The following is a 25,641-nucleotide window of genomic DNA, read 5'->3' on the forward strand; positions in this document are numbered from 1 at the left end:
CTTTCTTCTTTGCGGATTTGAAATCAGCCGGGAACGCATTGCCATTCCAGAGATTGAGGAACCAGCGCAGCCCGCGCGTTGACCCCAGGGATTTTCAGTCATGGCGAAGCAAGCATCCAAAGCGGCCGGGACGGCCGCGACCATCCACGATCAGAAACTGCAGCGCGGCGAAGGCGGCGAACTGCACCAGACCGCTTCCGGTTCGGCAGAGGTGCTGACGACCGCACAGGGCGGCCCTGTCTCCGACGACCAGAACTCGCTGAGGATCGGTGCCCGTGGGCCAACCGTGCTTGAGGATTTCCACTTCCGCGAAAAGATCTTCCATTTCGATCACGAGCGCATTCCCGAACGCGTCGTCCATGCGCGCGGCTATGGCGCCCACGGCTATTTCGAGACGTACGAATCGCTGGCTAAATACACCCGCGCCGACATCTTCCAGCGCGCCGGCGAAAAGACACCGGCCTTCGTGCGCTTCTCCACCGTTGCCGGCAACAAGGGCTCCGCCGATCTTGCCCGCGACGTGCGCGGCTTCGCCGTAAAACTCTACACGCAGGAAGGCAATTGGGACATTGTCGGCAACAACATGCCGGTATTCTTCATTCAGGATGCGATCAAGTTTCCCGACCTGATCCATGCCGCGAAGGCCGAGCCCAACAGCGATTTCCCACAGGCACAGACCGCGCACGACAATTTCTGGGATTTCATCTCGCTCACGCCGGAAAGCATGCACATGATCATGTGGGCAATGTCGGACCGGGCCATCCCGCGCTCGTTGCGCTTCATGGAAGGGTTCGGCGTCCACACGTTCCGGCTGCTCAACGCCAAGGATGAATCGACCTTCGTCAAATTCCTCTGGAAGCCGAAGCTCGGCCTCCAGTCGGTCGCCTGGAACGAGGCGGTCAAGATCAACGGCGCGGACCCCGACTTCCATCGCCGCGACCTCTGGGACGCGATCCACGCCGGGAATTTCCCGGAATGGGAACTGCAGTTGCAGCTTTTCGACCAGGCCTTCGCCGATAGTTTCGACTTCGACATCCTCGATCCGACCAAAATCATTCCCGAGGAGGTGCTGCCGCCGATCGCGGTCGGCCGCCTGGTGCTCGATCGCATGCCCGACAATTTCTTCGCCGAGACCGAGCAGGTGGCGTTCATGACGCAAAACGTGCCGCCCGGCGTCGACTTCTCCAACGACCCGCTGCTGCAGGGCCGCAATTTTTCCTATCTCGATACGCAGATCAAACGGCTGGGTAGCACCAACTTCACCCACATCCCGATCAACGCGCCGAAATGCCCCTTCCACACTTTTCAGCAGGACGGACATATGGCGATGCGCAACCCGGTCGGCCGGGCCAACTACCAGCCCAATTCATGGAATGAAGGCCCGCGCGAATCCCCGCAAAAGGGCTTCCGTTCCTTTGCCGAAGCCGAAGCCGGACCGAAGGCCCGTTTGCGCTCCGAAAGCTTTGCCGATCACTACAGCCAGGCACGCCAATTCTACATCAGCCAGCACCCCGTTGAACAAGGCCACATCGCCTCGGCGCTGACCTTCGAACTGAGCAAGGTGCAGACCCCGGTCATCCGCGAGCGCATCGTGTCCCACCTTCTCAATATCGATGATGCGTTGGCTCGCAAGGTGGCGGATGCGCTCGGCCTGAAGGCGATGCCGAAGCCCGCCGATGCGGCGGTGCCGACGCGCACCGACCTTGCCGCGTCGGACAAGCTCAGCATCCTCAAGAACGGCCCCGGCCGCTTCGAGGGCCGCAAGCTCGGCATGCTGGTGACCGACGGCACCGACGCAGCTCTGCTCAATGCGCTGAAGCAGGGGATGACCAAGGCCGGCGCCAAGTTCGAGATCATCGCGCCGAAGGTCGGCGGCGCCAAGGCCAGCGACGGGAGTTGGATCGACGCGCAACAGATGATCGCCGGCGCGCCGTCTGTCCTCTACGACGCCATTGCGCTGCTGCCGGCAAAGCCTGCAATGGCCGAACTGCTGAAGGAATCGACCGCCCGCGATTTCGTCGCCGACGCCTTCGCGCACTGTAAGTTCATCGGCTTCGTCGAGGCGGCGACCCCGCTGCTGGACAAGGCCGGCATTGTCGAGGACGAGGCGGTCATTGCGCTGGCTTCCGCCAAGGATGTCGCGGGCTTCATTGCCAGTCTCGGCGACCTGCGCTTCTGGGCGCGTGAGCCGAAGGTGAAGCTGGGTTGAACTCGGAACTGGACCTGGCTGCGCACACGCCGCAGCCAGGTCCAGCGATTGTGAAGTCGGCGGCGAGATTGCCGCCCGCGTCGGCAGTGGGGGCATCACCGGATATTAGGGCTGACGGATACGGATGGAATCTGGCCGACCGTTGCGGGGATCCTGCATCAGCCCGCACAACCAAACCAGCCGAAACCCGCCGGCCAAGCGTCAGGCGGCGCGGCCGAATCCGTTTTCGACGATATCGAGCAGCAGGCCATTATTGTCCGCGCCGACAGGCTCCCTCGACCGCCAATCGCGGGCTGAGCGGTCGAACTCGATCGGCGCCGAATAGAGCTGGGCGAAGCCCAGCACCAGCCGTTCGGCGTCGGCAAGCGACAGGTCGCAATGGCGGCCGGCCAGTCGAGCGGCAAGGACTGGAACGTTGACGATTCCAAAATCGTAGATGGTCTTGATCAGCGTGCGATTCAGGTCGTCGCGCAGTTCGATCGGGTAGTTGTGCATGGCAAACTCCTGTCCAGCGGACTGGGTTTTCCCTCACTTTCACCATGCGCCCCACGATTCGTTAAAGCAAGCCAATTGTGAAAAAAGTATTAATAAAATCAATTAGTTAGTATGTTGAGCCAGTGATGTAACCGGAGCACTTTGAGGGACTGATGCAACAAATGTATTTGGCTACCTCGGAACCAAACAGGCCATTGGCAGATTGTGAGGCACATAAGTCACTTACTCATTCGGCTCACCGCCTGCATCGCCGGAAGAAGGATCTCCACGATGGCTGATAATCTCGAGCGTCCTGAACGCCTGCAGGTCATGCTGAACGAGGAAGAATTCGCGGCCCTCGACACATGGCGTTTCGACAAGCGCATGCCAAGCCGAGCGGCCGCCGTGCGTGAGTTGCTGCGCCGTGGCCTCGCCGCCGATGGCTTCCTGCATGCCAACAGCGGCACGCGTTCAGCGGATTTTGGTCTTCTGAATGGCGAACAAGACGCCCGCAAGACGAAGCCCTCGAGGGAGTGAGGATTGCGGTGTGGCCTGGATGCGGTCGTTCTCCTGAAACGCATGCCCGTGCCTGTGTGATGCAATTCCGTACTGCGAGCCGTTCACAATTTTCCTGGAACTGCTCTGGCCCTGGTGAACATCTGGAGGGTCGGTGGGAAGCATGAACAAATTCCTCTTCGCCAGCGCTGACTTCCTGTCTCGCCCGCCGGGTTTCTACGTCATCATCGTCGCCATGGTGGTGTGCACTGCCCTGGTGCCCTTCGGCCTGACAAACGCCGTCACCTATGCCTTGTCCGTGGCGGCTATCATCATCACCGGCGTCGTCCTGATCCAGGGCTACCGCGACACCGCCGCCATCCACGCCAAGCTCGACGAGATCATCGTCGCGCTCAACGACGCCAGGAACGACGTGGTCGGTCTCGAACATGCCGACCCGAAGGAGATCAAGGCAAAGCTTGGCAAGCTCGAGGAAGAGGCGGCACGGACACTGGTTCGCCGCGCTGAAACCGAGGCCGGCTAAGCACTTCATCGGCGGCGGAGGAATCCGTTATACGAGAATCCAGCGCATTGAGAGCGAGTGCCGGATATGTGCAATGACTACGAACAGCATGTGGCATGGGCCGAGTATTGCCGGATGATGGAGTCCCTGGCGCTTCGAATACCCAGCCACCAGAGCGAACTTGACCTGCCTCAAGCCGATGACATTCGCATCAACGACCCGGCGCCCATAATGCGCGCCACCGCCGGCAGCGACGCTATCGAATTGGCGTCGATGACATTCGGATTTCCGCCGGCCGGTCCCAAAGGCGGGCCAGTGTTCAACTTCCGCTCCGAAGGCCGGCAATTCGCAAACAGCAAACGTTGTCTCGTCCCGGCGTCCAGCTTCTTCGAATTCACCGGCGCGAAATATCCGAAGGCGAAACATCGCTTTACGCTCAACGGCTCCCCGTTCCTGGCCATTGCGGGGCTTTGGCGTGAAGCCGTCGGCAACAAGCCCCCCACTTTCACCATGCTGACGACGGACCCCGGGCCGGATATCGCGCCCTACCACAATCGCCAGGTTGTCGTTCTTCAGCCCGCTGATTGGGCGGCCTGGATCAACCTGACAAAACCGGAAGCCGAACTGTTGCGTCCACTTCCGGCTGGAGCGCTTCAGGTGGAGACCGTGCGCCCCGAAAGTGCGTAACCGCAAGGAACCATCATACCGATGCCCTCCCCTGCGGCTATGTTGCCGACAGAAGAAGAAATCAGGAGTCTGATGCGTGGGCCCGCAAAGCCCCACGAAAAATCATCGACGTCGACTGACGCGGCGCGGGCACTCTCAAGGCCGGCAAAGTCTACTTGCGCACAATCCAGTCCAGAATATCCTGGTCGATTCCGCCAAGCACCCTGTCCTTCGCCGAAGGCCAGGGTGGGCACCTCGGGCTTGCCGCTTTCAAACGGCTCTAGGGCTTCGGGTTCAATATCCGCGCTTCGCGCAACAGCGATGTCCAATTGTTCCGCCCAAGAAAGGCGACAAGCTCGCGGGCCTGCGCTTCGGTGATCCCGGTTTTGTTGACCAAACGGCGAACAACGTCGTCCGTCGCGGCCGGTGGCTTCTCTTGCTCGTCAGTCATTTTTCGGATGTCCCTTCCGTGCGACCCAACGGCTGGCCGCACGCATTGGTTCCTGGCTTGAACAAGGATAATCCCGCGCCGCGCCATATTGGTCGAAGGTCCCATTCGCAGCGCCGCGATGTTGTGCGAGATTGGCGCAATATAAGCGATTACTTGAATAATGGTTCGGACGACTGTCGAGGGGCGGTTTCGTGCCAATTCGCAAGAATCTTGCCGCGAATCTGCGACGGCTGGTCAGCAGCCATGCGTCGGTGGCCGCCGTGTGCCGCGGGCTGAACATGAACCGCACCCAGTTCGAGCGCTATCTGCAAGGCAAGAGCGTGCCCAATCGAGCGACAGCCAGGATCATCTGCGACTATTTCCATATCGACGAGGATGAACTGTACCGCGCGCCGGAAGCCGCCGCGCCCGCACACCCGACCTTGCTGCCGATCCACCAGACGCTTTACGAGAACATGATGCGCGGCCCGGCTCCCGCCATCGCCGGCGGCACCTACTTCACCTACTTCACGATTCCCGACCGTCCCGACCTGCTGGTGCGGTCGGTCACCTTTGTGCGGCGCGAGCCCGAACTGGTGACCTTCCGGCGCGTCACCCGCTGGGCCGAGGGCCATCGACAGGGTGGAGCGCGCGTCCCCGGCTGGCATTATGGCGTGGCGATCTCCCGCCTGAACTGGATCTATTTCGCCGGCATCAACCGCCGCCAGACCAGGGAGCCGTCTGTCATAACCGTACAATGGGCACCCTTCTCGGACCCGGTTCTGGTCGGCAAGGCATTCGTCCTGACCGGTTCCGGACCGGCCTGCGTGTCGGTCATCATGCGCCAGGAAGTCGGCAGGATCAGCCTCAGGCAGGTGCTGGGGATGTGCCGGCCCGTCAGCCTCGACGACCCGCTCCTCGACCAGATCGTCGTCAGCCTTGTGCGCGAAGGCCAGGCAATTCCAGCAAAAGTGTGAAACGGTTTTCCCGGGGAAATGCGCGCGGCACTTTCCCCGGGGAATTGCGCCCAGCAGGGAAATGCAGTGGTTAGGCATTTCCGTGAAACGATGAACCGCTTTAGACTGGCATTCCCGGTGGACAGGAAGCCGGGAGCAGCAGGGATACGCGATGCTCAACAGCTTCGACTATGGCGGCAAGGAAGCCGACACCGTGCATGCGCTGGAGGAAGACATCATCTTCGGCCGGCTGGCGCCCGGCACGCGCCTGGTCGAGGATGCGCTTTTGGCCCGCTTCCCGGTCTCGCGCCACATCATCCGCCAGGCGCTGTACCAGCTGGAAAAACTCGGCATCGTCACTCGCGAGCGCAACAAGGGCGCCATGGTGCGCCAGCTCTCGCCGGAAGAAGTGCGGCAGATCTACGAAGTGCGAGAAATGCTGCAGCGCCAGGCGGCGCTGATGATCCCCCTGCCGGTCAGCGAGGCGCTTATCGCGCAACTGGAGGAGATCCACCGCATCTACAGCGGCCATGTCGATGCAGGCTACCTCAGGGGCATCCACGAGGCCAATGACCGCTTCCACCTGACCATGTTCTCGGCCTGCGGCAATGCCTATCTTGTCGCCTCGATCGAACACTATATGCGCCTCAGCCTGCCGGTGCGGGCCAATTCGCTGGCCGACAGGGAAAAGCTCGACGTCTCGCGCCAGCACCACGCGATGATGATCCAGGCGCTGAAGCGCCGGGACAATTGGGTGCTGGCGCAGCTCTGCGTCGACCATCTGCAGCCCAGCAAGGTGTTTTATCTCCAGGAGATCGAGACGGCGCCGGCAGCCAGCGGCGGTTAGAACCGGCTGGCGGCGAAAGGCGCAAGCCTTTCGCTGTTGGGTCGCCGGCCGGCTATGAGGTCGCCAACCAGCCGCGCGGTGACGGCCGAGAGCGTCAGCCCAAGATGGCCATGGCCGAAGGCGTAGATCACGTTCGCATTGCCTGGCGACGGGCCGATGACCGGCCTGGAATCCGGCAAAGAAGGCCGGAAGCCCAGCCATTTTGAAGACGGCTGGCCGAGCGCGGGGAAAAACTGCCGCACACCGCGATCGAGCAGCGACAGCCGGCGCGGATTGGGTGGCGAGGCCAGCCGGCCGAGTTCGACGGTGCCGGCAACGCGCAGCCGGCCGGCCATCGGCGTCATGTAGAAGCCGAGATCGACCGGACACACCGGCCGCGTCAGCACCGGCGCCGGCGTCGCGAATTCGAGGTGATAGCCGCGCTCGGTTTCGAGCGGGATGCGGTCGCCGGCCTGCGCCGCCAGTGGCCGCGAAAAGGCACCGGCGGCGATCACCACCTTGTGGGCGCGCAGCCGCAGGCCGGGACCGCTGAGGTCGACACCGCCGGCATCGGCCTGCAGTTCTGTCACCTCGCCCCGCAGCAAGGCGACGCCCCGGCCTGTCGCCGCCTTCAGCAGCCGCGCCATCATGGTCTGGGGATCGGTGAGGTTCATCGACTGCGGAAAAAACAGCCCGCCACCCTGCACCGCCGGCAGGTTCGGTTCCAGCGCGGCCACTTCCTCCGGGCTGAGCACCGCCTGGTCGACGCCGAATTCGGCGCGCAACGCCCGGCTCGACGCGCCGCCGGCAAGATCGCCCGGGCGACGATAGAGATAGAGACAGCCATTGCGGCGCAGCAGATCGGCGGCATCGGCCTCGACAGCCATCTCCTCCCAGGCCGGCAGGGAATCGGCCAGCAGCCCGGCCATCGCCACGGCATTGGCATGGGTGGCGGCCGGCAGCGACTGCCTGACAAACCGCAGCAGCCACGGCGCCAGATGCATGAGCGCGCTCCAGCGCAGCGAGAACGGACTGTCGGCGTCAAGAAGCAGTTTCGGCAGCGCGCGCAGCACCGCGGGATTGCCGACCGGCATGCAGGCATATTCGGCGAGCGTCCCAGCATTGCCAAACGAGGCGCCCGAGCCCGGCTCGTTGGGATCGATGAGCACGACTTCGCGGCCGTCGCCGGCCAGCCGCAGCGCCGTCGCCAGCCCGACCACGCCGGCCCCGATGACGGCGATCTCGACACTCTTCGAAGCTGTCACTTGTTGTTCCCCCACGCCTGTCCTTGTCGCAAAACCACGCCGCCCTTTTGGGCGGCAGACATCAGACAAAACCCGGCAATTGCAGATGCCCGGCCGACAGCAGCTCGGCCATGATGGTCAGCGCCGTGCGCAGATCGTCCTGCGAACGCGCCGCACCGACATTGATGCGCACGCCGTGCTGGACCGGCTCGCGGCCGACGGCGAAGGCATCGCCCGGCAGCAGCGCCACGCCGCGCTCCAGGCACGTGCGAGCAAAGCCGGCGCCGCGCCAGGGCTCGGGCAGGCGCAGCCAGGCATGTGTGGCACTCGGCTGGCTCTGGACATCGTAGCGGCCGAGGATTTCGCTGAGGATCGCCTGGCGCTGGCGCAGTTCCTGTTTCTGCACCTCGATGATCCGCGCTGCTGCCCCGTCCTCGATCATGCGCGCGCCGATCAGCGCCGTCAGCGGGCTGATGCTCCAGCAATTGATGCGCAGCGCCGCCGCGACCTGCCCGGCAATGGCGCGCGGCGCGATGACGAAGCCGAGCCGCAAGCCGGGCGCCAGGCATTTCGACAGCGCGCCGATATGCACCGTCAGTTCCGGCTCCAGGATGGCGAAGGAAGGCAAGGCCTCGTCGGCCAAGGGACGGTAGACGTCATCCTCGATGATCAGCACATTGTGACGGCGCGCCACGGCGGCAAGCTCGTGGCGGCGCGCTTCGCTGAGCGTAATCGTCGTCGGGTTGTGCAGCGTCGGCACCAGGAACACCGCGCGGGGGCGCAGCTGCGCGCAAGCGGCGTCGAAAGCATCAGGCCGCATGCCGCCGCGATCCATGGCGACGCCCCGCAGATCCAGCCCGTGCACCCGGCAGAGCGCGTTGATGCCCTGATAGGTCACCTCGTCGGCCAGCACCACCTCGCCCTGCCTGGTTACCGCGCCAAGCAGGCAATCGAGCCCGTGCTGGGCGCCGGCCGCCAGCACAACGCGGCCGGGGTCGCCGTCACCGGCAACCGCTTTGAGCCAATCGGCGATCGCCGCGCGTGCCCACAGCGGCCCTTCCGGCGGATGGTAATCCTGCAGCGAGGCATAGTGCGGATCCTTGGGCAGGCGCGGCAAGAGAGCCGCCAGCGCGTCGAGATAGGCCGAGGTGGCGGGCCGGTTGACCGAGAGGTCGATGATGCCGCTCTCGTCGCTGGGCGCCGAGACGAAACCGGGCCGTTCGCCGGCCTGCCTGGCCGCCACCGTGGTGCCTCGCCCCGGCCGCGCCTCCAGCAGGCCGCGCTGCTGCAGCGTCGCCAGCGCCCGCGTCACCGTGGTGACGTTGATGCCGAGCGCCCGCGCAATGTCGCGCTGCGGCGGCAGCCGGTCGCCGACCGCCAGCGTGCCGGCGGCAATACGCTCGGCGATCGCGTCGGCGAGACGGCGATAGACCGGACTTTCATCCTCGGTAAGGCGGAGATCACTGAGCATGCGGACAGGATTCGGCTGGAGCTGATGTAAGCGCTCTAGCATAAGACAATCCGCCGGACAATAGCGCTTGTGTGACTCAAAACCGGAGAACTCCAAGCAAAAATATCACACAATTGCCGAAAAACTGGCTTGACGCCCAAAGTTGTATGCATCTATGCTCAGATTCAGAATGATTGTGTGAGCATACAAGTTTGGACGACCCGCCGAGAAGCGGGCTTCCAATGGGATGGAACCATGCATCACAAGGCGCATAATGCTTCAGCCGGTACGTTTCGGGATCGCGCCCGATGAGCGCCCTGGCCGCATCATCGCCAGCCTCGGCTTCTGCCGCCGGCCCGGCCTTCGTCGATTTCGTCGATGTCGAAAAATCCTATGACGGCCGCGCCTTCGCGGTGACCAGGCTGAACCTCGGCGTGGCGCGCGGCGAATTCCTCACCCTGCTCGGCCCATCCGGCTCGGGCAAGACGACGACGCTCAACATGCTGGCCGGCTTCGAACGGCCGACCAGCGGCACCATCACGCTGGAAGGCAGGCCGGTCGACCGGCTGCCGCCCTACCAGCGCAACATCGGCATGGTGTTCCAGAACTACGCGCTGTTCCCGCATATGAGCGTGGCGGAGAACGTCGCCTTCCCGCTCTCCGTGCGGCAGGTGAGCAAGGCCGACATTGCCGGCCGCGTCGGCCGCGCGCTGGACATGGTGCGGCTGAAGCAGTTCGGCGACCGCAAGCCGGCGCAGCTTTCCGGCGGCCAGCAGCAGCGCGTGGCGCTGGCCCGCGCGCTGGTGTTCGAGCCGAGCCTGGTGCTGATGGACGAGCCGCTCGGCGCGCTCGACAAGAAATTGCGCGAGCACATGCAGCTCGAGATCAAGCAGATTCACACCATGCTCGGCGTCACCATCGTCTACGTCACCCATGACCAGAGCGAAGCGCTGACCATGTCCGACCGCGTCGCCGTCTTCAACAATGGCGCCATCGCCCAGCTCGGCTCGCCCGACGATCTCTACAACGCCCCGCAAAGTTCCTTCGTGGCGAGCTTCATCGGCGAGAACAACACGCTGGAAGGCATCGTCGACCGCGTTTCGGGCAAGGAATGCCGCGTGCGGCTGACCGGCGGGGGCGAACTCACGGCGCTCGCTATCGGCGTGGGGCAGGGCAATGCCTGCCATGTCGCCATCCGCCCCGAGCGGCTGAGCCTTATGCCGGCCGGTGCCAACGCCCTGCCCGCGACGGTCGACGGCCGCATTTATCTTGGCGACCATCTGCGGCTTCTGGCCCGGCTCGGCAACGACCAGGTGCTGACCGTCAAGGTCGGCCCCGAGGCGACCGTGGCCAATGGCGAGGCCGTCACGGTCTCCTGCGCGCCGCAGGACTGCCGCGCCTTTCCCGCAGATGCCGCGGCCGCCAAGGCAGGGCCGTCCTGAACCAAGCCAAGGACAGATCCATCTCAAAAACAGGGGAAGAAAAATGAAAACCGCAAAGACCCGAATGCTCGCTTTCGCCGCGGCCACCGCACTGTTCAGTATCGGCCACGCCGCGCTTGCCGATGAATTGTCGATCATGGCCAGCGGCGGCGCCTGGCAGGATGCCCAGCGCAAGGCCTGGTTCGAGCCGTTCAGCAAGGAGACCGGCGCAAAAATCCTCGAGCAGGAATATCTCGGCGATCTCGGCAAGGTCAAAGCCATGGTCGACACCGGCAACGTGCCGATCGACCTGGTGACGGTCGAAACCGCGACCGTGCTGCAGGGCTGCGACGCCGGCATTCTGGAACGCCTCGATTATTCCAAGATCGGTCCGCGCGACAAATTCATCGAGGGTTCGGCGCTCGATTGCGGTGTCGGTCTCGATGCTTACGGCGACATCCTCGCCTATGACCCGACCGTGCTGAAGGAAGCGCCGACCTCGGTGCTCGACCTCTTCGACACCAAGAAGTTTCCGGGCAAGCGCGCCATGCGCAAATTCCCGGCGCAGAACCTCGAATGGGCGCTGATGGCCGACGGCGTCGCACCCGCCGACGTCTACAAGGTGCTGGCGACACCGGAAGGCGTCGACCGCGCCTTCAAGAAGCTCGACACCATCAAGAACGACATCGTCTGGTGGGATGCCGGCGCGCAGCCGGCGCAGCTGCTCGCCTCCAAGGAAGTGGTGATGACCACCGCCTGGAACGGCCGCATCCAGAACGCCATCGACACCGACAAGAAGCCCTTCAAGATCGTCTGGAACAACCAGATCCTCGAATACGACATGATCGCCATTCCGAAGGGCGCCAAGAACCCTGAGCTCGCCTACAAATACCTGGCCTATATCTCCAAGCCGGAAAACAACGCCAAGCTCGCCAGCTACATCACCTATGGGCCGGTGCGCACCGATGCGGCTTCGTTCGTCGCGGCCGATGCCTTGCCGAAACTGCCCAACGCGCCCGACCATCTGGCCGGCGCCTACCTCGTCGCCGACACTGAGTTCTGGGGCGACTATGGCGAGGACCTAGTCAAGCGCTTCAACGCCTGGCTGGCGCAGTAGACCCTGATGTCGGCGCTGCAGCCCAGCGAACTCGACCGGCCCGCGCTGGCCCGCGGCCGGCCGGCCGCCGGCGCGGATCCCAAAACCGCGTCGGCGGCGATGCGGCGCGCCGAATTCGGCGACCGGCTGCGTTCGCTGGCGCTGGCAGCACCCCTGCTCCTGCTTTTGGCCCTGAGCTTCGGCATCCCGATCGTGCTGCTGCTGTCGCGCGCCGTCTACGACCCGACCATCGCCGACGCTCTGCCGCGCACCAGCCAGGCCCTTGCCGATTGGAACGGCCAGGGCCTGCCTGCGGACGCCGCCTTCATCGCGCTCGCCGCCGACCTCAGCGAAAACCAAGCCAAGGGCACCGCTTATGAGCTGGCCAAGGCGCTCAACGCACGCCTGCCCGGCGCCCGCAGCCAGGTGCTGAAAACCGTGCGCCAGCTCGAAGGCGCCGCCGGCAAGCCGCCGCTCGAGATCGTCAAAGCCGTGCCCTTCTGGTCGGCGCCAGGCACTTGGCCGACCATCGCCAACGGCACCCACGCCCTCACCTCGTTTTACCTGCTGAGCGCCCTCGACCTCAGGTGGAACGCCGATGGCGGCATCGAGCGCGTGCCGCCCGAACAGGCGATCTTCCTGCAAGTGTTCCTGCGCACCTTCCTCGTCGCCGCCGCCGTGACGCTTGCCACCTTGCTGCTCGGCTTTCCCCTCGCCTATCTCATAGCGAGCGTGCCGAAAGGGCTGGCGGCGATCCTGATCGTGGCGGTGCTGTTGCCGTTCTGGACCTCGATCCTGGTGCGCACCGCCGCCTGGACGGTGCTGTTGCAGAAATTCGGCCTGGTCAACGACATGCTGCTGTGGCTCGGCTTCGCCTCCGAGCGGCTCGATTTGATGTACAGCCGCATCGGCCTGATCATCGCCATGACGCATATCCAGCTGCCCTTCACGCTGCTGCCGATCTACTCCGTCATGCGCACCATCGCGCCGTCGCAGATGAAGGCTGCCTATTCGCTCGGCGCTAGACCCTTCACTGCCTTCCGGCGCGTCTACCTCCCGCAGGTTTTCCCCGGCGTCATGGCCGGTTGCCTGCTCACCTTCATCCTGTGCCTCGGCTACTACATCACCCCGGCCCTGATCGGCGGCGCCAGCGACCAGCTGATCAGCAACTTCATCGCCAATTACGTCAATGTCGAACTGAACTGGGAGATGGCGGCGGCGCTCTCCTTCATCCTGCTGGTCTTCACCCTGGCCCTGTTCGGCATCTTCGCCCGCATCCTCGGCCTCGACCGCCTGAAGATGGTGTAGCCATGCTGCTCTCGCCCTACCCCACTCCTGGTGAACGCATCCGCGTCGCGCTGCTTTGGCTGTGGTGCGGGCTGGTCATCCTGTTCCTGCTGGTGCCGATCCTCATCCCTGTGCCGCTTTCCTTCAACAGCGGCGCCTTCTTCATCTTCCCGCTCGAAGGCCTGTCGACGCGCTGGTACGAGGTGGTGCTGGGCACGCAGCGCTGGCAGTCGGCGATCGGCAACAGCCTGATCGTCGCCTTCGGCACGACGCTGATCGCCACAACGCTCGGCACGCTGACGGCCATCGCACTGTCGAACGAGAAATTTCCCGGCCGCCGCATCGTCATGCCGCTGCTGCTCTCGCCGCTGATCGTGCCCGTGGTGATCACCGCCGTCGGCTCGTATCTGTTCTACGCCCGCATCGGGCTCGCCAGCACCTATGCCGGCATCATCCTGGCGCATACCGCGCTTGCCAGCCCCTTCGTCGTCGTCACCGTGGGCGCCAGCCTCACCGGCTTCGACCGCAATCTGATGCGCGCCGCCGCCATCTCGGGCGCGAAACCGCTGACCGCCTTCTTCCGCGTGATGCTGCCGCTGATCCTGCCCGGCGTGCTTTCGGGCGCGGCGTTTGCCTTCGTCACTTCCTTCGACGAGGTGGTGGTCGTGCAGTTCCTGGCCAGTGCCGGCCAGCGCACCATGCCGCTAGAAATGTTCATTGGCCTGCGCGAAAAACTCTCGCCCGCCATCACCGCCGCCGCGACGCTGATGATGGCGCTGTCGATCGTGCTTTTGGTGGTGGCGAACCTGCTTGCCCGACGCGGCCAGGCTCGCCGGCCAGCAAGCGGCTGAGACCGACCATCGGCGACAGCCGGCGCACGCGACGGTGAAACTTTTCGCATGTCGTTCCCGTGGCTTTTTGGGATCGCCTCCCGGGCGATCGCAGACCTCCGATCAATGCCCCGCCGGTCCTGCCGGTGGGGCCTTTTTTGAGGCCGCCGGCGCGGAACAATCAGAGAGCCGGGAAGTTCTAAAATCGCTGGGCTCCTAGACGTCCGGCCAACTTCGGCGCTGGCCACGGTGCACGTCGGGGCAAGTCGTTGTGCAGCCATCCGCCAACAGATGAGAGCTTTCTCCTGCGCGAATGAATGAAACTCGCAAACGTTGAAATCTTTCGTATGCAATTTTTAGAAAAACGAGTTCATTTTGCGTGGGAAATTGGAACTTTTACCCAAATCCTCCCGTTACACCCTTGATCGTTGCTTAGACGGTCACAAAGCAACAGGGAAGGAATCCATTATGAATACCAAGATGATCTGCTTTGGCGCCATGGCGCTTTCGATGGTTGCCGGCTCGGCTCTCGCCGCATCGGGCAGCGGGACCTCGGCTCTCGACGACCCGGCCAAGATGCAGCCCTTCTACACGGACTCCACCATGAAGAAGATGCGCAGCAATGACGAGTTCATCAAGGCCTGGAAAGCGCTGACGCCGGAAGACCAGAAGATGGTGATGGCGGCCTGCGATGATGAGGCCAAGAACGCCAATCCCACCAACGCCCATCCGGAATTCTGCAGCAGCGTGAAACAGAACGGCGGCAGCAAGTAACGCTCCCAGACCATTGAAAAAACAGCCCCTTTGGCGGGGCTGTTTTTTTGGGCGGCCGGATCGAGAAGTCGCATCGCCGTCCTTGCTGCCTCAGCGTCTCATCGGCCATAATCCGCGATATCGTGGAGAACACCGATGTCGCTCAGCCCCTTGTTCCATGCCTCGCCCGTCATCCAGCTCCACGCGCTGATCGCCATTGCCGCGCTGCTGCTCGGCGCCGTGCAGCTTTGGCGCACCAAGGGCGACCGGCTCCACCGCGCGCTTGGCCGCGTCTGGGTGGCGCTGATGGCGACGGTCGCCGGCTCCGGCCTGTTCATCTGGACGATCCGGCTGTGGGGACCGTTCAGCCCGATCCACCTTCTGTCGCTGTTGGTGCTGGTGATGCTGTGGCGCGGCGTGCGCGCGGCGCGCGGCGGCAACATTGCCGCCCACCGCCGCATCATGCAGGGCACCTATATTTTCGGGCTCATCATCACCGGACTTTTGACCTTCATTCCCGGCCGCACCATGTATGCCGTCGCCTTCGGCCCGCAGGGCGCGACACCGCAGAAGCTGGCGATCTTCGCCGCTTTGGTCATCCTCGCGGCAGCGGCCGGCCTCTACGCCTCGCGCAGTGCGCGGGTGCCGGGCTGAGTGTCAGCCGGCGAAGCCGCCGCCCTTTCCGACCATTTCCTTGTTCTGGCCATGTTGCATGCGAAAACATTGTTGCATTGCGATATCGGCCGGTTGCGCCGAGACAAGTGGCGGGCTTTAAGTAACGAAGGAGCTGTCGTGGCGGCATCGTTTCGGCCTGATATACAGGGATTGCGCGCGCTGGCGGTCGGTGGCGTCGTGGCCTATCATTTCGGGCTCTCGGCACTGCCCGGCGGCTTTGCCGGCGTCGATATCTTCTTCGTCATTTCCGGCTGGCTGATAACCACGCACCTTATGGGCGAGATCACCGAGACCGGCCGGCTCGACCTCTGGCGCTTCTATGCGCGGCGCGCCCGGCGCCTCCTGCCGGCGGCCCTGTTCGTCATCCTGGTGACGCTTGGCCTCGGCTATTTCATCCTGGCGCCGCAGGAGCAGGCGCTCTATTCGCGCGGCGCGATGTTCGCCTCGGCCTATGCCATCAATCTGTGGCTGCTGCGCTGGTCGTTCGATTATTTCGCCGCCGACGCCTTGAGCAACCCCTTCATCCACTTCTGGTCGCTGTCGGTGGAGGAGCAGTTCTACCTCGTCTGGCCGGCTCTGCTGCTCTTCGCCGCCTGGCTGCGTCCGGGCCGACGCATGGCTGTCGTGGTGATCGGCGTCGCCGGCCTCGCCTCCTTCGCTGCCTGCCTGTGGCTGACCAGCCTCTCGCCGGCCTGGGCCTTCTACTTCTCGCCGCTGCGCGCCTGGGAGTTCGCCGCCGGCGGCCTGGCGACGCAGGCGCCGGCGGCCTTGTGGCAACAGCGGCCATGGCTGCGATCAGCGGAAGGCTGGCTCGGCCTGGTGCTGATCGCGGTCGCCTATCTCAGCTTGAGCGAGGACCTGCCCTTCCCCGGCTGGTATGCGCTGCTGCCGGTCGCCGGCACGGTGCTGGTGCTGCTGAGCGGCGCCGGCGAAGAGAACGATGCGGCGGAAACCAGCCCGGCCCGCTGGCAGGCTCTTGCGCCTGCCTCCGTGCTTTCGCTAGCGCCCCTGCAGTGGGTCGGCACGCTCTCCTATTCCCTTTATCTCTGGCACTGGCCGGTCATCGTCTATGCCGGCATGCTGGCGCCGGATCTCAGCATCCTCCAGCGCTTCGGCTGCGGCGCGCTGGCGCTGGCGCTGGCATTCCTGACCTATCATCTGATCGAGAACCCGGCGCGGCGCGGCGGCTGGCTGACCGTTGGCGCTCGAGCACTCGCCCCCGCCCTGGCGCTGACCGGCATGGGCGTGGCGGCGGCCTATACCAACGCGCATCTGGCGACACGCAACATCGACCCCGCCCAGCGCGGCATCGAACAGGCCGCCGAACAGCCCTCCATCGCGCGCGCCGTCGACAAGAACTGCCTGCTCGACTTCCACACGGTGAAGCCGAAACCCTGCACCTTCGGCCCGGCCGACGCCGCCCACACCATCGTGCTGTTCGGCGATTCGCACGCCGACCATTGGTCGACGCCGCTGGTCGAAGCGGCCAAGCGCAACGACACCAAGGTGGTCACCTATCTCAAATCCTCGTGCCGCGCGTCACGGCTTTCGACCTTCAACACGGTGCTGAAGCGCGACTACACCGAATGCGACGCCTGGCGCGAACAGGCGATCACGGACATCATCCGCCGCAAGCCGCGCCTGGTGGTGATCTCGGAATTCTCGATCGGCAATCTAACGCGCGACATGCCCGCCGCCGGCCGCAAGGCCGAGACCGCGCGCTGGCAGGCCGGCCTGCGCTCCACGTTGCAGGCCTTCAGCCAGGCCGGCGTCGAGACCGCCGTCATCCGCGACACGCCGATCGGCGACAGTTTCGCCGATTCCTGCGTGGCCCGCGCTTTGTGGTGGCGCGAAGCCCCCTCGCGCTGCGACACGCCGAGGGCTGAGGCCGCGAACGACAGCACTGCGGCGCAAGAGCGCGCCGTGGTGAAAAGCGTGCCAGACACGCGCTATGTCGACCTCACCGACCGCTTCTGCGGCCCGACACAGTGTCACGTGTTCATCGGTGGCAAACTGGCCTTCCGTGACCGGCATCATCTGGCGACGGCCTTTGCGGAGACGCTGGAAGGGCCGTTGGAGAAGGCGCTGTTTTAGGGAGACAAAGCGCTTCTTCCTTCTCCCCTTGTGGGAGAAGGTGGCCTCGCGAAGCGAGGTCGGATGAGGGGTGTTCCAGGGAATGCCGACGCCTCACTCCGCTGGAACACCCCTCATCCGTCTCGGCGCTACGCGCCGATCCACCTTCTCCCGCAAGGGGAGAAGGAAGAGCCCCTCACCCGGCCTCAACCGGTTCCGCCACATAGCGCCCAAGCGTCACCTTTCCGCGCTCTGGTCTGGTCGGTGGATCGTAAAATCCATGGAACGCCCCCGCCTCCCGGGAGTTATATTAGATCAACCTGAAAAGGAGGTAGCCATGAAGAAGCTCCTGCTTGTCTCGGTTATCGCCATTGCTTCGGCGGCGGCGATGATCGCCCCGGCCGCCGCCCGCAGTCACGTCTTTATCGGTATCGGCGGCTACGACAATTCCTACGGCAATGACTATTACGATGGCTATGGGGACTATGGCGGCGGGCGTTATGTCTATAGCCCCTACGACCCCTATGATGACGGCTACAGGCCCCGTTATTTCCACCGGCACCACCATTGCCACATCGAAGTGATCAATCACTGGCGCCATCATCACAGGATCGTCGAGGAAGTCCGCGTCTGCGGATAATCTGACCCCGTGAACTGATCCGGCCGGCATCGCCGGCCGGATTGTTCGCGCCCCCTCACCGCCCCATCATCATCCCATAGTGCACCGCCAGCAGGTCCAGCCCGACCTTCAACAGCTTCGTCACCACATCCCTACCTTCGCCCGTCTGTTCCGCCAGGCTCTTGATCGAGCCGCCCACGCAGCAGACTTGTCGCACCACCGCCACCACCTCCCAATGCGCCAGCGCCCTGGTGGCGGCGGCATGCGCCCGGCCGGAGTCGAGCACGCTGTCGGCGATGCCGCCGCCATGACGGCCGCCGTCGACGCGCTCGCTCCAGCGCATCGGCTTCACGCTCGCCTGCTGGCTGCACTGGAAATCCTCGCGGTAGCGCTGGCCGGCCTCGCGCTGCTGGCGCGACAGCGAGGTGATGCCCAGGAGCGGGTCGACATTGCGCACCCGCACGATGCCGCCGGTGGAGGTGTAGCCGTCATTCGACACTTCATAGACGCGCCGCGCTTCGGCCGTGCCGGTGGCCAGCCGCTTGCGGCCGAAGGCGTCGTCGCTGAGCCCGAAATCATGGCCGAGCTCGCGGCGGATGCGCACCTGCTTTGCCTCGCCCTTCGGCAGTTTGGGGGCCTGCGGTTTGGCGGCTTTGGCTTTTTTGGGCATGGGTGGCTCCTTGGGGTTGGGTGGTTGGATGGTGAGCTGGCCTTGCAGAACTTGGGTTCCTCGCCCCCGCGAAGCGGGGGAGAGGTGGATCGGGCGAAGCCCGAGACGGAGCGGGGGTAGCGCCGACGGTCGAAGGGAAACGGCCCGACGTACAACGGGATTTCGTGCTCCATCCTCAACCGGCTTTGGCTTGGCGGAGGTCGCCCCCCTCTCCGTCCCGGCTTCGCCGGGCAACCTCTCCCCCGCCTTGCGGGGGCGAGGAACCTAAGATTTGTGAGGCCGCCCGCCGCGCCATCAGCTCGCGCATCACCCGTCGCTCCCGCACCTCGATGCAGAGCTGCGCGCTCGATGGGCAGAACTGGGCGTTGCCGCTTTTCACCTCGCCGCGCACGAAGCGCTGGATGGCGGCCTGCAGATCGGCAAGCTCGGCGTCGCGCACCGCGCCGAGATAGCCGCGCATCTGCATCTCGACGTCAGTCAGGGCGGATTGCGGGAAGCATGAGAACATCGCGGCCAGCGCTTTCGTCGCCTGCTGCAGTTCGGCTGCGGTCATGGCTGCGGATCTCCTCGATGATGGCGTTGGCGGCGTCGGTGTGGGTTTTCGGCCGCTGCCAGCCGGGTTTCTTCCCCGAAAAACTGGGAGTTGGTCTGTTTCTGCCCGCAGCAGGGGACAAATGCTGCGCATTTTCAGAGGAGCCCCCTGCCACCTCTTGATCTCCATGAGTCGAAAAATGCTGCGCATTTTCAGGGGAAAAAGCGGAAGCTTTTTCACTCTGGTTTCTGGAGTCTGGAGAATGCCGTGGCAAAACGCCGGCATTTGCCGCCCCATGAGCCTTTGTTTTCAAGGCGGTGGCGGTTCCACCGCGTGCGCCGGCGGCGGCCCTCGCCTCGCTTTTGACCTGCGCCTTGTGCAATTCCCTGGTCAGCCTCTTGTGGCCGATCTCGCCCGCCTCGCGCTCGAAGAAGCTCAGCAGATCGACGCTGATGGCGCGCCATCTTTTCAGGGAAAGGCGCGCCACCCGCGCCAGCTTGGCGTCGTCGTCGGGCAGCCGGCCGCCGGCGTTCCACATCGCCATCAGGATCAGCATGTAAGCGCCGATCTGCTCGGTGGAGAGCGGCAAGGTGTCGCCGACGAAATCGGAGACATAGAGCTGCATGAAGGGCCGCTCGCTCATGTGGTGCCTGCACGCAAGCTAATGGAACCAGCCGCCGGCCCGCACGTTGTGACGCGTCCGTGCCAAGGGGAGGTTTGCCGATGACGGCGTTCATGCCGATTACGCTGCGCTTTTGCGACAACAAGACCATGCTGGTCGGCTCGGTAGCCGACGCCGAAACGGCATTGCGGCACCAATGGCCCGACAAGACCGCACCCGCCTATAACGAAGCCGCAAGGCTGGTCAGGTTGGCGGTCGAGGGCAGTTGCTGCCCGCGAACGGCCTTCGAGGCCTTCAGCAAGACCGCCAGGCAACAGGGCATATTGGTGGTGAAGCCGAGAAGCCGCGCGCATGACTGGCTCGACGCCGCCGCCGGCCCGTGACGCCGCGGCGATGCAACCGCGTGGCGGCCTTGCGCGTTTATAAGCGCGGGCTTTATAGTCTCGCTGAGATCGAAGGTGAACGCCGTGGGTACGCTGAAAACCGGAGTGCCGCTCAAAGTCAACCTGGAAGGGCATGTCGAGGAGATCGACAGCGTCAGCGATGCCGCCGATTTCCTGCAGCGCTGGCCGATCGAGCGGCGCGGTCACGTCTACCGCAGCGCGCTCAATGCCTGCAGTGCCGCGATCGCCGCGCAGATCTCCGAATCCGACGCGATAAAGGTGTTCACCGGCTTTGCCCGCGTCGCGGGCATCCTGGTTGCCGAGGGTGGCCCGCCGATGCGGCTGGAGGCACGAACCGTGCAAAGCCGCATGCCCAAACAGGGCCGGCAGATACCGAAATAGGCCAAGCGTCTTTCTCCCCGTCACTATAAGGGGAGAAATGCCCGGCAGGGCAATGAGGGGCGGCGCCGGCGTCTGAACGAGTAGCGCCTGAACTGGATGCTTGACGTTCATATCTGCTTTTAATCCTGCCATGTCAGCGCTGCCCCTCATCCGCCTGCCGGCACCTTCTCCCGTATAGAGACGGGGAGAAGGCAAGCTCTCACGTGCAAACCCGCCGCTGGAACCGCGTCTGGTGGTAGCCGCAGTAGCTTTTCTGCTCCTTGGTTCGCATGCCGCAGCACAGCATGTCGGCGCCGGGCCGACCGCCCGGCGCGTCGTTCTCCGGATCTTTTTCCAGGGTCAGATCGAGCGGCGCGCGGCAGCGGTCGAACAGGCAGTCGATGAAGCGCATCGCCACGCCATGCGGCTGGCGGCCGATCGGTCCACGCTGGGGCGCGGGCGGCTCTAGACGGTACGCCTCGCCATCGGCGATCAGCACGCCCACCTCGCGCACGAACAGGCGTGGCGGCAGCCAGGCCGGCGAGGAATCGCGCCTGGGCCGGGCCTTGTTCTTGCGCGCGCCCTCTGCCGGATGGACGCCGGCGCGCTCTTGCGCCACTGCTTTGCCGCTGGCCTTGCCATTTGCACGCTCTACGGCCGCCGGCTTGCGCATTGTCCTTTCGCCGGCGGCTTGTCTCGCGACCGGCGGCATCCCCTGGCCATTGGCAAAGCCGATCGCGCCCAGCATGGCGTTGCGGTGGACGATGCCGATGATAGCGTTACGTGACACCTGGCTGCCGCGCAGTGCGCTGAACGCCGCCGCGATCCTCGAGGCCGAAAGCCCCTCCTTCAGCCAGCGGGCGATCTCTTGCAGTTCGGCGTCGCTGTAGCTTGCCATGTCCAGGCTCCATCCAGGGGTGCGCCTTCGGCAGCACTGGAGAGCGCGCCGTCGGCAAGGCGTCAGGGTTCGGGCCCGGTCCGGGCCACGGTCAGGGTTTTCGGTGTTAAAGCCGGCTCTTGGCCGGATCAGCCGGAGCGGATCGCGTGTCCGGCAGTCAGGCGCGCCAGCCGCGCCTCCGCCGTCTTGCTGTCGGGAGCGGAAACCGCCCTGCCCGTCATCGGCTCGAATAGGATGACAGTGCCGTCCTGCGTGCGGATGCAGGAGCGCACGTAGGGACCGGCGGACAAAACGGGCCGGTCGAATTGGGGGCCGGAGCCGAGGGGAGCGGCGGCTCCGGCCGTTCCGGCCGCCAGGGACAGGCGGGCCGGACCCGAGGCGTCAAAGCGCTCGGGCTTAGCCCCGGCCGGGGAGGACGGCCAGGACGGAAGGGAATGGGCGGCGACTTCAGTCGCCTTGTTCGCCTCACGCGAGGCCGGCGCTATCGCGCCATGAAAGCTGGACAGGTTCTGCATGACCAGATATAAGCATAACTCAAAAATATATGCAAGCTATTCTTTCATAGACGAGAACCGCTTTCATCGCTCACATGGGTGCCATGGCCAAAACGGAACTGTCGATCAAGGTCGGGGCGGCGATACGCCAGGCGCGCAAGCAGCGCGGCCTGGTCATGCGCCACATTGCCGAGCACAACGACACCGATGTCGCCGCTGTCGGCAATTGGGAAACCGGCCGCAACCTGCCCAAGACCGAGAACCTCCTGAAGACCGCCGCCTTCCTGCGCGTCGACCCGGTGGCGCTGGGCAAAGGCGAGGTCGTCTTCCTCGACGATGCCGGACCGGTGGCCGACGCCGAGATCGTCACCGATGCCGGCCCGATGCCCGCCGGCTCAATGGATATCGAGGTGCTGGGTGCGGCGGTCGGCGGCGACGACGGCGACTTCACCTTCAACGGCGAGCCCGCCGGCTATGTCCAGCGCCCGCCGGGCGTGCGCAACCTGCCCAAGGTGTTCGCGCTGCATGTACTCTCAGACTCCATGGTGCCGCGTTACGAACCCGGCGACCTCATCTATTGCGGCGGCCGCGACGCCGTGCCCGGCGACCATGTGGTGATCGAGACGTTTCCGGAAGAAAACGAGAAGAACGGCAAGGCCTTCGTCAAGAAACTGGTCAAGCGCACAGCGAGCGAGTTGGTGGTCGAGCAGTACAATCCGCCGAAGACGCTGACCTTCAACCGCTACGCGATCAAGCATGTCTGGCGGGTTATACCGCTGAAGGAATTGCTGGGATATTAGCGCACTTTTTTCCTTCTCCCCTTGCGGGAGAAGGAAAAACCACCGCCACCCCCTGTCAAGCCCGCCTCGCCCCCTCCACCAGCACCTCACGCTCGCTCAGCATCTGTGCCTCGCTGCGCACGCGCTGACGCTCGTCGATGAAGGCGGCCTGGATCGACACCGCCGTCCCCGGCAGCCCGTCGGCGCGGCAGGCCGAGCAGACGATGCGGCCCGAAAGCTCCGCCAGCGGCGTGCTGCCCGTCACCCCGAAACGCCGGAGTTCATCCGGTTTCCACCATCTGTTGCGGCCGCAATCGGCGCACTCGACCGATATCGAGGCGACATGCGCGATGACTGGTTTCCTGCCCGGCAATGCCATTGCCTCTCCACCCCGTTTGTTCCTGATTTGTTCGTATAATCCTGTGTTTTGAGCCGGGAGTCGAGTCGCAGTTTTAACACTTTCCCAAAAGTTTCCCTTTTATCGGTTTTTGAGTTATGCTTTCAACAACTCGCAGATGTGAGTCGCCTGCCGCATCAGACCCGGGAGCAGTGATGGATGCCGCCGATTTCGCCCGCGCCTGCGGTTACACCGGCGACAGTCCTGCTCTGCTCGAAGCCTTCGAGGTGATCCGCCGCAACGGCATCACGCACGCCCGCCAGGATCATTTCCGGCGCAAGGCCGTCATCGACGAGTTGAAACAATCCGAACCACTGTTCCTGGCGGCAATCGGCCCGGCGCTGTCGGCGCAGGAGGCCATCGAGGACACCGCCCGCTTCATCGCCTGCTGGCGCAACATGCCGCGCTGGCGCCAGGAACGGCGCCTGCCCGATCTCGTTCGGGCCAGGCAGCAGCGTCTCGCAGCCCGCTTCTCCCGCCGCTACGGCCATCGCCTGTGGGCGCTCGAAGCGGCCTGAGGCCCGGCACGCTGGACCAGCCATTTGCGGGTTCCAATCGGTTCCGTTTCTTTCTAGATTGCGCGTGGGTGGCTCTTCGTTCGACGTGCATGATTTGGAATGTTCAGGACTGCCCGCTCAAAAGTTCAAACCTGGATCACGGCCGGCGCGGGAACCATCGCGGCGCTGTTCGTCGCCGGCCTGATGGGCGCCTTCGGCGCCCTCCCCGCCCACGCTCCGCCGCAATTGCCGCTCGACACCGCCATCGACGCCGGACGCTGGCGCATCCAGCCGGTGCGCGCCTATGTCAGCCACGCCAAGGTTTATGGCGTGCTGATGAAGCCCGGCCAGAAGGCGCTGGTGCTGGAGGCCGACATGACCAATCGCACCGCGCAATCCGACAAGGCCTATTTCGATGTCTTCAAGCCGGACGGGCTCGCCTTGCCCGATCCCATGCCGATGATCGCGCTGACGCGGGACGAGACGCTGACGCCGGAACTGCATCCCGGCATGACGGAGCGCATGGCCTATGTCTGGCCGCTGGCCGGCGACGCCATTGTCCCGGCCAGCCTGAGCTTCGGCGTCACCGCCGAGATCTTCAAGCCGCGCGACAACCTCTATGGCATGCCCGGCTGGTTCAATCCCTACCGGCTCGGCACCATCACCTTGCCGGTCGCCGACGTGCCGGGAACCGGCTCATGAGAATCCGCATCCTCGGCAATCTCGTCATCCTCGGCGCGACCGTGGCGCTGAGCTATGGCATGCAGGTGTCAAAGCCGCATTATGCCGACCTCACCGCGCCGATCCCGGCCGATGGCGCCATGCACGACACCATCCGCGCGCGCAGCTTCGATGTCCGGCTCGACAAGGTGGTCTTTGCCCGCGCGCTGAAAACCAACCAGTTCGGCCGGCAAAAGCTTTTGACCACCAGCGGCCTGTGGGCGGTGGTGACGACCAGCCTCACCGCCACCGCTGCCTCCACCACGGTTGCCGACGGCACCTGGCAAGGCCCGGTCGGGCTGCGCTATCACCAGACGGAACGGCTCGGCTACCGCCAGGACATGCCGCCGCATGGCGTCGATCCGGGCCTGGAGAAGCGCGGCCTGTTCGTGTTCGAAATACCGCCCGACCAGATCCGCGGCGCCAGCCTGCTGATAGCAGCGCGCCAGTTCGGCCCGCTCGACGCGCAAGCGCGCATCAGCCTCGATGGGGTGCCGACAAGCGCCGATGGCCAGCCGGCGGATGTGCTGCCGGAATACGACCTCGATGCGCCGCCACCTCAAGGCAAGTCATGAGCGCCGTTTCTACCGCCCCTGGACCGATCGCCAGCGAAGACCGGCAGGCCGAGCAAAAATGGCGGCGGCGCAGCCTTGTGGCGCTTGCCATCCTGCTGCCGCTGACGCTGGCCGAGACCAGCTATGACAGCCTGCGCGAATGGCTGCATGGCGAGGACCTCATCGCCAGGGATGTCGATTTCGGCCAGTCCGTGCCGTTCGGCGGCAGTGACTGGAAACTGGCCGATCTGCGCGGCGGCAAGGCCGGCCGCCTGCCCGACCACGCCTTCGCCGTCATCGCCACGTTCTCGGTCAAGATAGGTGACCCCGACCTGCAAAAGCAGTGGCTGGGCTGCAAGCTGATGCTGACCGACGCCGCCGGGCGCCGCTGGCTGCCGGATGTCATCGCCGGCGTCAGCCTGCCGGCGGGTGTGATGAACTGCACCTCGGCGATCTTCTCCGGCGTCAAAAAGGGCGACACCGTCACCATCGGTGACATCTTCATCGTGCCGGAAGACGCGGTGAAAACCATCCGCCCGGCAGTCGGGCTGAGCAGCGAGCGGCCCTGGTTCTTGCGCTTTCAAAGGCCGCCGAAGTAGCCACTTTCTCCCCGTCACTATACGGGGAGAAATGCCCGGCAGGGCCATGAGGGGCAGCGCCAACGCTCCGGTAAGTGGCTGATTTGCC

31 protein-coding genes are annotated in these 25,641 nt (G+C 64.6%); 21 read left to right on the forward strand and 10 right to left on the reverse strand.

All coding sequences use genetic code 11. The features are described from left to right. Positions 1–100: 100 nt before the first annotated feature. Positions 101–2,209 (forward strand): catalase, encoded by a 2,109-nt coding sequence (katE, locus tag ACVILI_RS25725; RefSeq protein WP_064985798.1) that lies wholly within the window; start codon positions 101–103, stop codon positions 2,207–2,209. A 201-nt stretch (positions 2,210–2,410) separates the two neighbouring features. Here the strand turns inward: katE and ACVILI_RS25730 are convergent, their stop codons facing one another. After that, a complete protein-coding gene (locus ACVILI_RS25730) occupies positions 2,411–2,704 on the reverse strand; it encodes a hypothetical protein (protein ID WP_019859540.1) in 294 nt (97 codons plus the stop codon). Positions 2,705–2,974: 270 nt separating this feature from the next. On the opposite strand from ACVILI_RS25730, the gene ACVILI_RS25735 reads away from it, so the two are divergent. From ACVILI_RS25735 to ACVILI_RS25745, 3 genes are all read left to right on the forward strand, one after another. Continuing rightward, positions 2,975–3,220, forward strand: a complete 246-nt coding sequence (locus tag ACVILI_RS25735; protein WP_038648254.1) for a hypothetical protein — start codon at positions 2,975–2,977, stop codon at positions 3,218–3,220. 142 nt (positions 3,221–3,362) lie between these two features. Further along, positions 3,363–3,722 (forward strand): low affinity iron permease family protein, encoded by a 360-nt coding sequence (locus tag ACVILI_RS25740; RefSeq protein WP_019859542.1) that lies wholly within the window; start codon positions 3,363–3,365, stop codon positions 3,720–3,722. Between the two features lie 66 nt (positions 3,723–3,788). Next, the gene (locus tag ACVILI_RS25745) at positions 3,789–4,388 is read left to right on the forward strand and encodes an SOS response-associated peptidase (RefSeq protein ID WP_038648257.1); all 600 of its coding nucleotides are present in this window, start codon (positions 3,789–3,791) and stop codon (positions 4,386–4,388) included. 259 nt (positions 4,389–4,647) lie between these two features. Here ACVILI_RS25745 and ACVILI_RS25750 read toward each other — a convergent pair whose 3' ends face one another. After that, the gene (locus ACVILI_RS25750) at positions 4,648–4,818 is read right to left on the reverse strand and encodes a hypothetical protein (RefSeq protein ID WP_171880431.1); all 171 of its coding nucleotides are present in this window, start codon (positions 4,816–4,818) and stop codon (positions 4,648–4,650) included. A gap of 191 nt (positions 4,819–5,009) precedes the next feature. Between ACVILI_RS25750 and ACVILI_RS25755 the strand changes: the two genes are divergently transcribed. Together ACVILI_RS25755 and ACVILI_RS25760 are read left to right on the forward strand one after the other, a co-directional pair. Continuing rightward, positions 5,010–5,774 (forward strand): helix-turn-helix domain-containing protein, encoded by a 765-nt coding sequence (locus tag ACVILI_RS25755; protein ID WP_038648259.1) that lies wholly within the window; start codon positions 5,010–5,012, stop codon positions 5,772–5,774. Positions 5,775–5,925: 151 nt separating this feature from the next. After that, positions 5,926–6,600, forward strand: coding sequence for a GntR family transcriptional regulator (locus ACVILI_RS25760; protein ID WP_019859547.1), 675 nt, complete (start codon positions 5,926–5,928; stop codon positions 6,598–6,600). Here ACVILI_RS25760 and ACVILI_RS25765 read toward each other — a convergent pair. Together ACVILI_RS25765 and ACVILI_RS25770 are read right to left on the reverse strand one after the other, a co-directional pair. After that, positions 6,597–7,844: an NAD(P)/FAD-dependent oxidoreductase gene (locus tag ACVILI_RS25765; RefSeq protein ID WP_038648261.1), complete on the reverse strand. Its 1,248-nt coding sequence runs from the start codon at positions 7,842–7,844 to the stop codon at positions 6,597–6,599. The genes ACVILI_RS25760 and ACVILI_RS25765 overlap by 4 nt on opposite strands. Before the next feature lie 61 nt (positions 7,845–7,905). Beyond that, a complete protein-coding gene (locus ACVILI_RS25770; RefSeq protein ID WP_019859549.1) occupies positions 7,906–9,294 on the reverse strand; it encodes an aminotransferase-like domain-containing protein in 1,389 nt (462 codons plus the stop codon). A 287-nt stretch (positions 9,295–9,581) separates the two neighbouring features. Here ACVILI_RS25770 and ACVILI_RS25775 point away from each other — a divergent pair, with 287 nt between their 5' ends. The 8 genes from ACVILI_RS25775 to ACVILI_RS25810 all read left to right on the forward strand — a co-directional run bounded on the left by ACVILI_RS25775 (position 9,582) and on the right by ACVILI_RS25810 (position 18,048). Then, positions 9,582–10,715 (forward strand): ABC transporter ATP-binding protein, encoded by a 1,134-nt coding sequence (locus tag ACVILI_RS25775; RefSeq protein WP_038648264.1) that lies wholly within the window; start codon positions 9,582–9,584, stop codon positions 10,713–10,715. 43 nt (positions 10,716–10,758) lie between these two features. After that, positions 10,759–11,811: an ABC transporter substrate-binding protein gene (locus tag ACVILI_RS25780; RefSeq protein WP_020628946.1), complete on the forward strand. Its 1,053-nt coding sequence runs from the start codon at positions 10,759–10,761 to the stop codon at positions 11,809–11,811. Between the two features lie 6 nt (positions 11,812–11,817). After that, positions 11,818–13,098, forward strand: coding sequence for an ABC transporter permease (locus tag ACVILI_RS25785; RefSeq protein ID WP_038648267.1), 1,281 nt, complete (start codon positions 11,818–11,820; stop codon positions 13,096–13,098). A 2-nt stretch (positions 13,099–13,100) separates the two neighbouring features. After that, positions 13,101–13,928 carry an ABC transporter permease gene (locus ACVILI_RS25790; RefSeq protein ID WP_081296214.1) on the forward strand — a complete coding sequence of 276 codons (828 nt, stop codon included), beginning with the start codon at positions 13,101–13,103 and terminating at the stop codon, positions 13,926–13,928. 447 nt (positions 13,929–14,375) lie between these two features. Beyond that, positions 14,376–14,681: a hypothetical protein gene (locus tag ACVILI_RS25795; protein WP_019859554.1), complete on the forward strand. Its 306-nt coding sequence runs from the start codon at positions 14,376–14,378 to the stop codon at positions 14,679–14,681. Positions 14,682–14,816: 135 nt separating this feature from the next. Then, a complete protein-coding gene (locus ACVILI_RS25800) occupies positions 14,817–15,314 on the forward strand; it encodes a DUF2306 domain-containing protein (protein WP_038648270.1) in 498 nt (165 codons plus the stop codon). A 138-nt stretch (positions 15,315–15,452) separates the two neighbouring features. Continuing rightward, a complete protein-coding gene (locus ACVILI_RS25805; protein WP_457102647.1) occupies positions 15,453–17,429 on the forward strand; it encodes an acyltransferase family protein in 1,977 nt (658 codons plus the stop codon). Positions 17,430–17,745: 316 nt separating this feature from the next. After that, a complete protein-coding gene (locus ACVILI_RS25810; protein ID WP_038648275.1) occupies positions 17,746–18,048 on the forward strand; it encodes a hypothetical protein in 303 nt (100 codons plus the stop codon). A 55-nt stretch (positions 18,049–18,103) separates the two neighbouring features. On the opposite strand, the gene ACVILI_RS25815 is transcribed toward ACVILI_RS25810, so the two are convergent. From ACVILI_RS25815 to ACVILI_RS25825, 3 genes are all read right to left on the reverse strand, one after another. After that, positions 18,104–18,697, reverse strand: coding sequence for a DUF6456 domain-containing protein (locus ACVILI_RS25815; protein WP_038648277.1), 594 nt, complete (start codon positions 18,695–18,697; stop codon positions 18,104–18,106). Between the two features lie 175 nt (positions 18,698–18,872). Continuing rightward, on the reverse strand, positions 18,873–19,250 hold the full coding sequence (locus tag ACVILI_RS25820; RefSeq protein ID WP_148307409.1) for a hypothetical protein: 378 nt from the start codon (positions 19,248–19,250) through the stop codon (positions 18,873–18,875). Then, the gene (locus ACVILI_RS25825) at positions 19,171–19,872 is read right to left on the reverse strand and encodes a YdaU family protein (protein ID WP_038648283.1); all 702 of its coding nucleotides are present in this window, start codon (positions 19,870–19,872) and stop codon (positions 19,171–19,173) included. The genes ACVILI_RS25820 and ACVILI_RS25825 overlap by 80 nt, the downstream gene beginning before the upstream one ends. 80 nt (positions 19,873–19,952) lie before the next feature. On the opposite strand from ACVILI_RS25825, the gene ACVILI_RS25830 reads away from it, so the two are divergent. Both ACVILI_RS25830 and ACVILI_RS25835 read left to right on the forward strand, forming a co-directional pair. Beyond that, positions 19,953–20,234 (forward strand): DUF982 domain-containing protein, encoded by a 282-nt coding sequence (locus ACVILI_RS25830; protein WP_038648286.1) that lies wholly within the window; start codon positions 19,953–19,955, stop codon positions 20,232–20,234. An 84-nt stretch (positions 20,235–20,318) separates the two neighbouring features. Then, entirely contained in the window at positions 20,319–20,636 is a 318-nt protein-coding gene (locus tag ACVILI_RS25835; protein ID WP_032921203.1) for a DUF982 domain-containing protein, read from the forward strand. A 199-nt stretch (positions 20,637–20,835) separates the two neighbouring features. Here the strand turns inward: ACVILI_RS25835 and ACVILI_RS25840 are convergent, their stop codons facing one another. Continuing rightward, entirely contained in the window at positions 20,836–21,513 is a 678-nt protein-coding gene (locus tag ACVILI_RS25840; RefSeq protein WP_038648289.1) for a GcrA family cell cycle regulator, read from the reverse strand. A 128-nt stretch (positions 21,514–21,641) separates the two neighbouring features. Further along, the gene (locus tag ACVILI_RS25845; RefSeq protein WP_240564468.1) at positions 21,642–22,028 is read right to left on the reverse strand and encodes a hypothetical protein; all 387 of its coding nucleotides are present in this window, start codon (positions 22,026–22,028) and stop codon (positions 21,642–21,644) included. 74 nt (positions 22,029–22,102) lie between these two features. On the opposite strand from ACVILI_RS25845, the gene ACVILI_RS25850 reads away from it, so the two are divergent. Beyond that, positions 22,103–22,807, forward strand: a complete 705-nt coding sequence (locus ACVILI_RS25850; RefSeq protein ID WP_019859568.1) for an XRE family transcriptional regulator — start codon at positions 22,103–22,105, stop codon at positions 22,805–22,807. Positions 22,808–22,862: 55 nt separating this feature from the next. Here ACVILI_RS25850 and ACVILI_RS25855 read toward each other — a convergent pair whose 3' ends face one another. Next, on the reverse strand, positions 22,863–23,165 hold the full coding sequence (locus ACVILI_RS25855) for a hypothetical protein (protein ID WP_019859569.1): 303 nt from the start codon (positions 23,163–23,165) through the stop codon (positions 22,863–22,865). A gap of 173 nt (positions 23,166–23,338) precedes the next feature. Between ACVILI_RS25855 and ACVILI_RS25860 the strand changes: the two genes are divergently transcribed. The 4 genes from ACVILI_RS25860 to ACVILI_RS25875 all read left to right on the forward strand — a co-directional run bounded on the left by ACVILI_RS25860 (position 23,339) and on the right by ACVILI_RS25875 (position 25,553). Beyond that, positions 23,339–23,701 carry a hypothetical protein gene (locus ACVILI_RS25860; RefSeq protein WP_244839813.1) on the forward strand — a complete coding sequence of 121 codons (363 nt, stop codon included), beginning with the start codon at positions 23,339–23,341 and terminating at the stop codon, positions 23,699–23,701. Between the two features lie 99 nt (positions 23,702–23,800). Then, a complete protein-coding gene (locus ACVILI_RS25865; RefSeq protein ID WP_038648294.1) occupies positions 23,801–24,382 on the forward strand; it encodes a hypothetical protein in 582 nt (193 codons plus the stop codon). Further along, the gene (locus tag ACVILI_RS25870) at positions 24,379–24,975 is read left to right on the forward strand and encodes a hypothetical protein (protein WP_038648297.1); all 597 of its coding nucleotides are present in this window, start codon (positions 24,379–24,381) and stop codon (positions 24,973–24,975) included. The genes ACVILI_RS25865 and ACVILI_RS25870 overlap by 4 nt, the downstream gene beginning before the upstream one ends. Continuing rightward, a complete protein-coding gene (locus tag ACVILI_RS25875) occupies positions 24,972–25,553 on the forward strand; it encodes a hypothetical protein (protein ID WP_038648300.1) in 582 nt (193 codons plus the stop codon). The genes ACVILI_RS25870 and ACVILI_RS25875 overlap by 4 nt, the downstream gene beginning before the upstream one ends. Positions 25,554–25,641: the final 88 nt, after the last annotated feature.

The sequence above is a fragment of the Mesorhizobium sp. USDA 4775 genome (genome assembly GCF_054062655.1).

Bases quoted from the DNA above. Each gene is read 5' to 3' on its own strand.
- ACVILI_RS25875 (WP_038648300.1), top strand. From the start codon at position 24,972: ATGAGCGCCGTTTCTACCGCCCCTGGACCGATCGCCAGCGAAGACCGG.
- ACVILI_RS25845 (WP_240564468.1), bottom strand. From the start codon at position 22,028: ATGCAGAACCTGTCCAGCTTTCATGGCGCGATAGCGCCGGCCTCGCGT.
- ACVILI_RS25730 (WP_019859540.1), bottom strand. From the start codon at position 2,704: ATGCACAACTACCCGATCGAACTGCGCGACGACCTGAATCGCACGCTG.
- ACVILI_RS25760 (WP_019859547.1), top strand. From the start codon at position 5,926: ATGCTCAACAGCTTCGACTATGGCGGCAAGGAAGCCGACACCGTGCAT.
- ACVILI_RS25775 (WP_038648264.1), top strand. From the start codon at position 9,582: ATGAGCGCCCTGGCCGCATCATCGCCAGCCTCGGCTTCTGCCGCCGGC.
- ACVILI_RS25800 (WP_038648270.1), top strand. From the start codon at position 14,817: ATGTCGCTCAGCCCCTTGTTCCATGCCTCGCCCGTCATCCAGCTCCAC.
- ACVILI_RS25745 (WP_038648257.1), top strand. From the start codon at position 3,789: ATGTGCAATGACTACGAACAGCATGTGGCATGGGCCGAGTATTGCCGG.
- ACVILI_RS25820 (WP_148307409.1), bottom strand. From the start codon at position 19,250: ATGACCGCAGCCGAACTGCAGCAGGCGACGAAAGCGCTGGCCGCGATG.
- ACVILI_RS25870 (WP_038648297.1), top strand. From the start codon at position 24,379: ATGAGAATCCGCATCCTCGGCAATCTCGTCATCCTCGGCGCGACCGTG.
- ACVILI_RS25840 (WP_038648289.1), bottom strand. From the start codon at position 21,513: ATGGCAAGCTACAGCGACGCCGAACTGCAAGAGATCGCCCGCTGGCTG.
- ACVILI_RS25785 (WP_038648267.1), top strand. From the start codon at position 11,818: ATGTCGGCGCTGCAGCCCAGCGAACTCGACCGGCCCGCGCTGGCCCGC.
- ACVILI_RS25810 (WP_038648275.1), top strand. From the start codon at position 17,746: ATGAAGAAGCTCCTGCTTGTCTCGGTTATCGCCATTGCTTCGGCGGCG.
- ACVILI_RS25790 (WP_081296214.1), top strand. From the start codon at position 13,101: ATGCTGCTCTCGCCCTACCCCACTCCTGGTGAACGCATCCGCGTCGCG.
- ACVILI_RS25825 (WP_038648283.1), bottom strand. From the start codon at position 19,872: ATGAGCGAGCGGCCCTTCATGCAGCTCTATGTCTCCGATTTCGTCGGC.
- ACVILI_RS25770 (WP_019859549.1), bottom strand. From the start codon at position 9,294: ATGCTCAGTGATCTCCGCCTTACCGAGGATGAAAGTCCGGTCTATCGC.
- ACVILI_RS25750 (WP_171880431.1), bottom strand. From the start codon at position 4,818: ATGACTGACGAGCAAGAGAAGCCACCGGCCGCGACGGACGACGTTGTT.
- ACVILI_RS25740 (WP_019859542.1), top strand. From the start codon at position 3,363: ATGAACAAATTCCTCTTCGCCAGCGCTGACTTCCTGTCTCGCCCGCCG.
- ACVILI_RS25830 (WP_038648286.1), top strand. From the start codon at position 19,953: ATGACGGCGTTCATGCCGATTACGCTGCGCTTTTGCGACAACAAGACC.
- ACVILI_RS25865 (WP_038648294.1), top strand. From the start codon at position 23,801: ATGTTCAGGACTGCCCGCTCAAAAGTTCAAACCTGGATCACGGCCGGC.
- ACVILI_RS25815 (WP_038648277.1), bottom strand. From the start codon at position 18,697: ATGCCCAAAAAAGCCAAAGCCGCCAAACCGCAGGCCCCCAAACTGCCG.
- ACVILI_RS25855 (WP_019859569.1), bottom strand. From the start codon at position 23,165: ATGGCATTGCCGGGCAGGAAACCAGTCATCGCGCATGTCGCCTCGATA.
- ACVILI_RS25860 (WP_244839813.1), top strand. From the start codon at position 23,339: ATGGATGCCGCCGATTTCGCCCGCGCCTGCGGTTACACCGGCGACAGT.
- ACVILI_RS25795 (WP_019859554.1), top strand. From the start codon at position 14,376: ATGAATACCAAGATGATCTGCTTTGGCGCCATGGCGCTTTCGATGGTT.
- ACVILI_RS25850 (WP_019859568.1), top strand. From the start codon at position 22,103: ATGGGTGCCATGGCCAAAACGGAACTGTCGATCAAGGTCGGGGCGGCG.
- ACVILI_RS25780 (WP_020628946.1), top strand. From the start codon at position 10,759: ATGAAAACCGCAAAGACCCGAATGCTCGCTTTCGCCGCGGCCACCGCA.
- katE (WP_064985798.1), top strand. From the start codon at position 101: ATGGCGAAGCAAGCATCCAAAGCGGCCGGGACGGCCGCGACCATCCAC.
- ACVILI_RS25735 (WP_038648254.1), top strand. From the start codon at position 2,975: ATGGCTGATAATCTCGAGCGTCCTGAACGCCTGCAGGTCATGCTGAAC.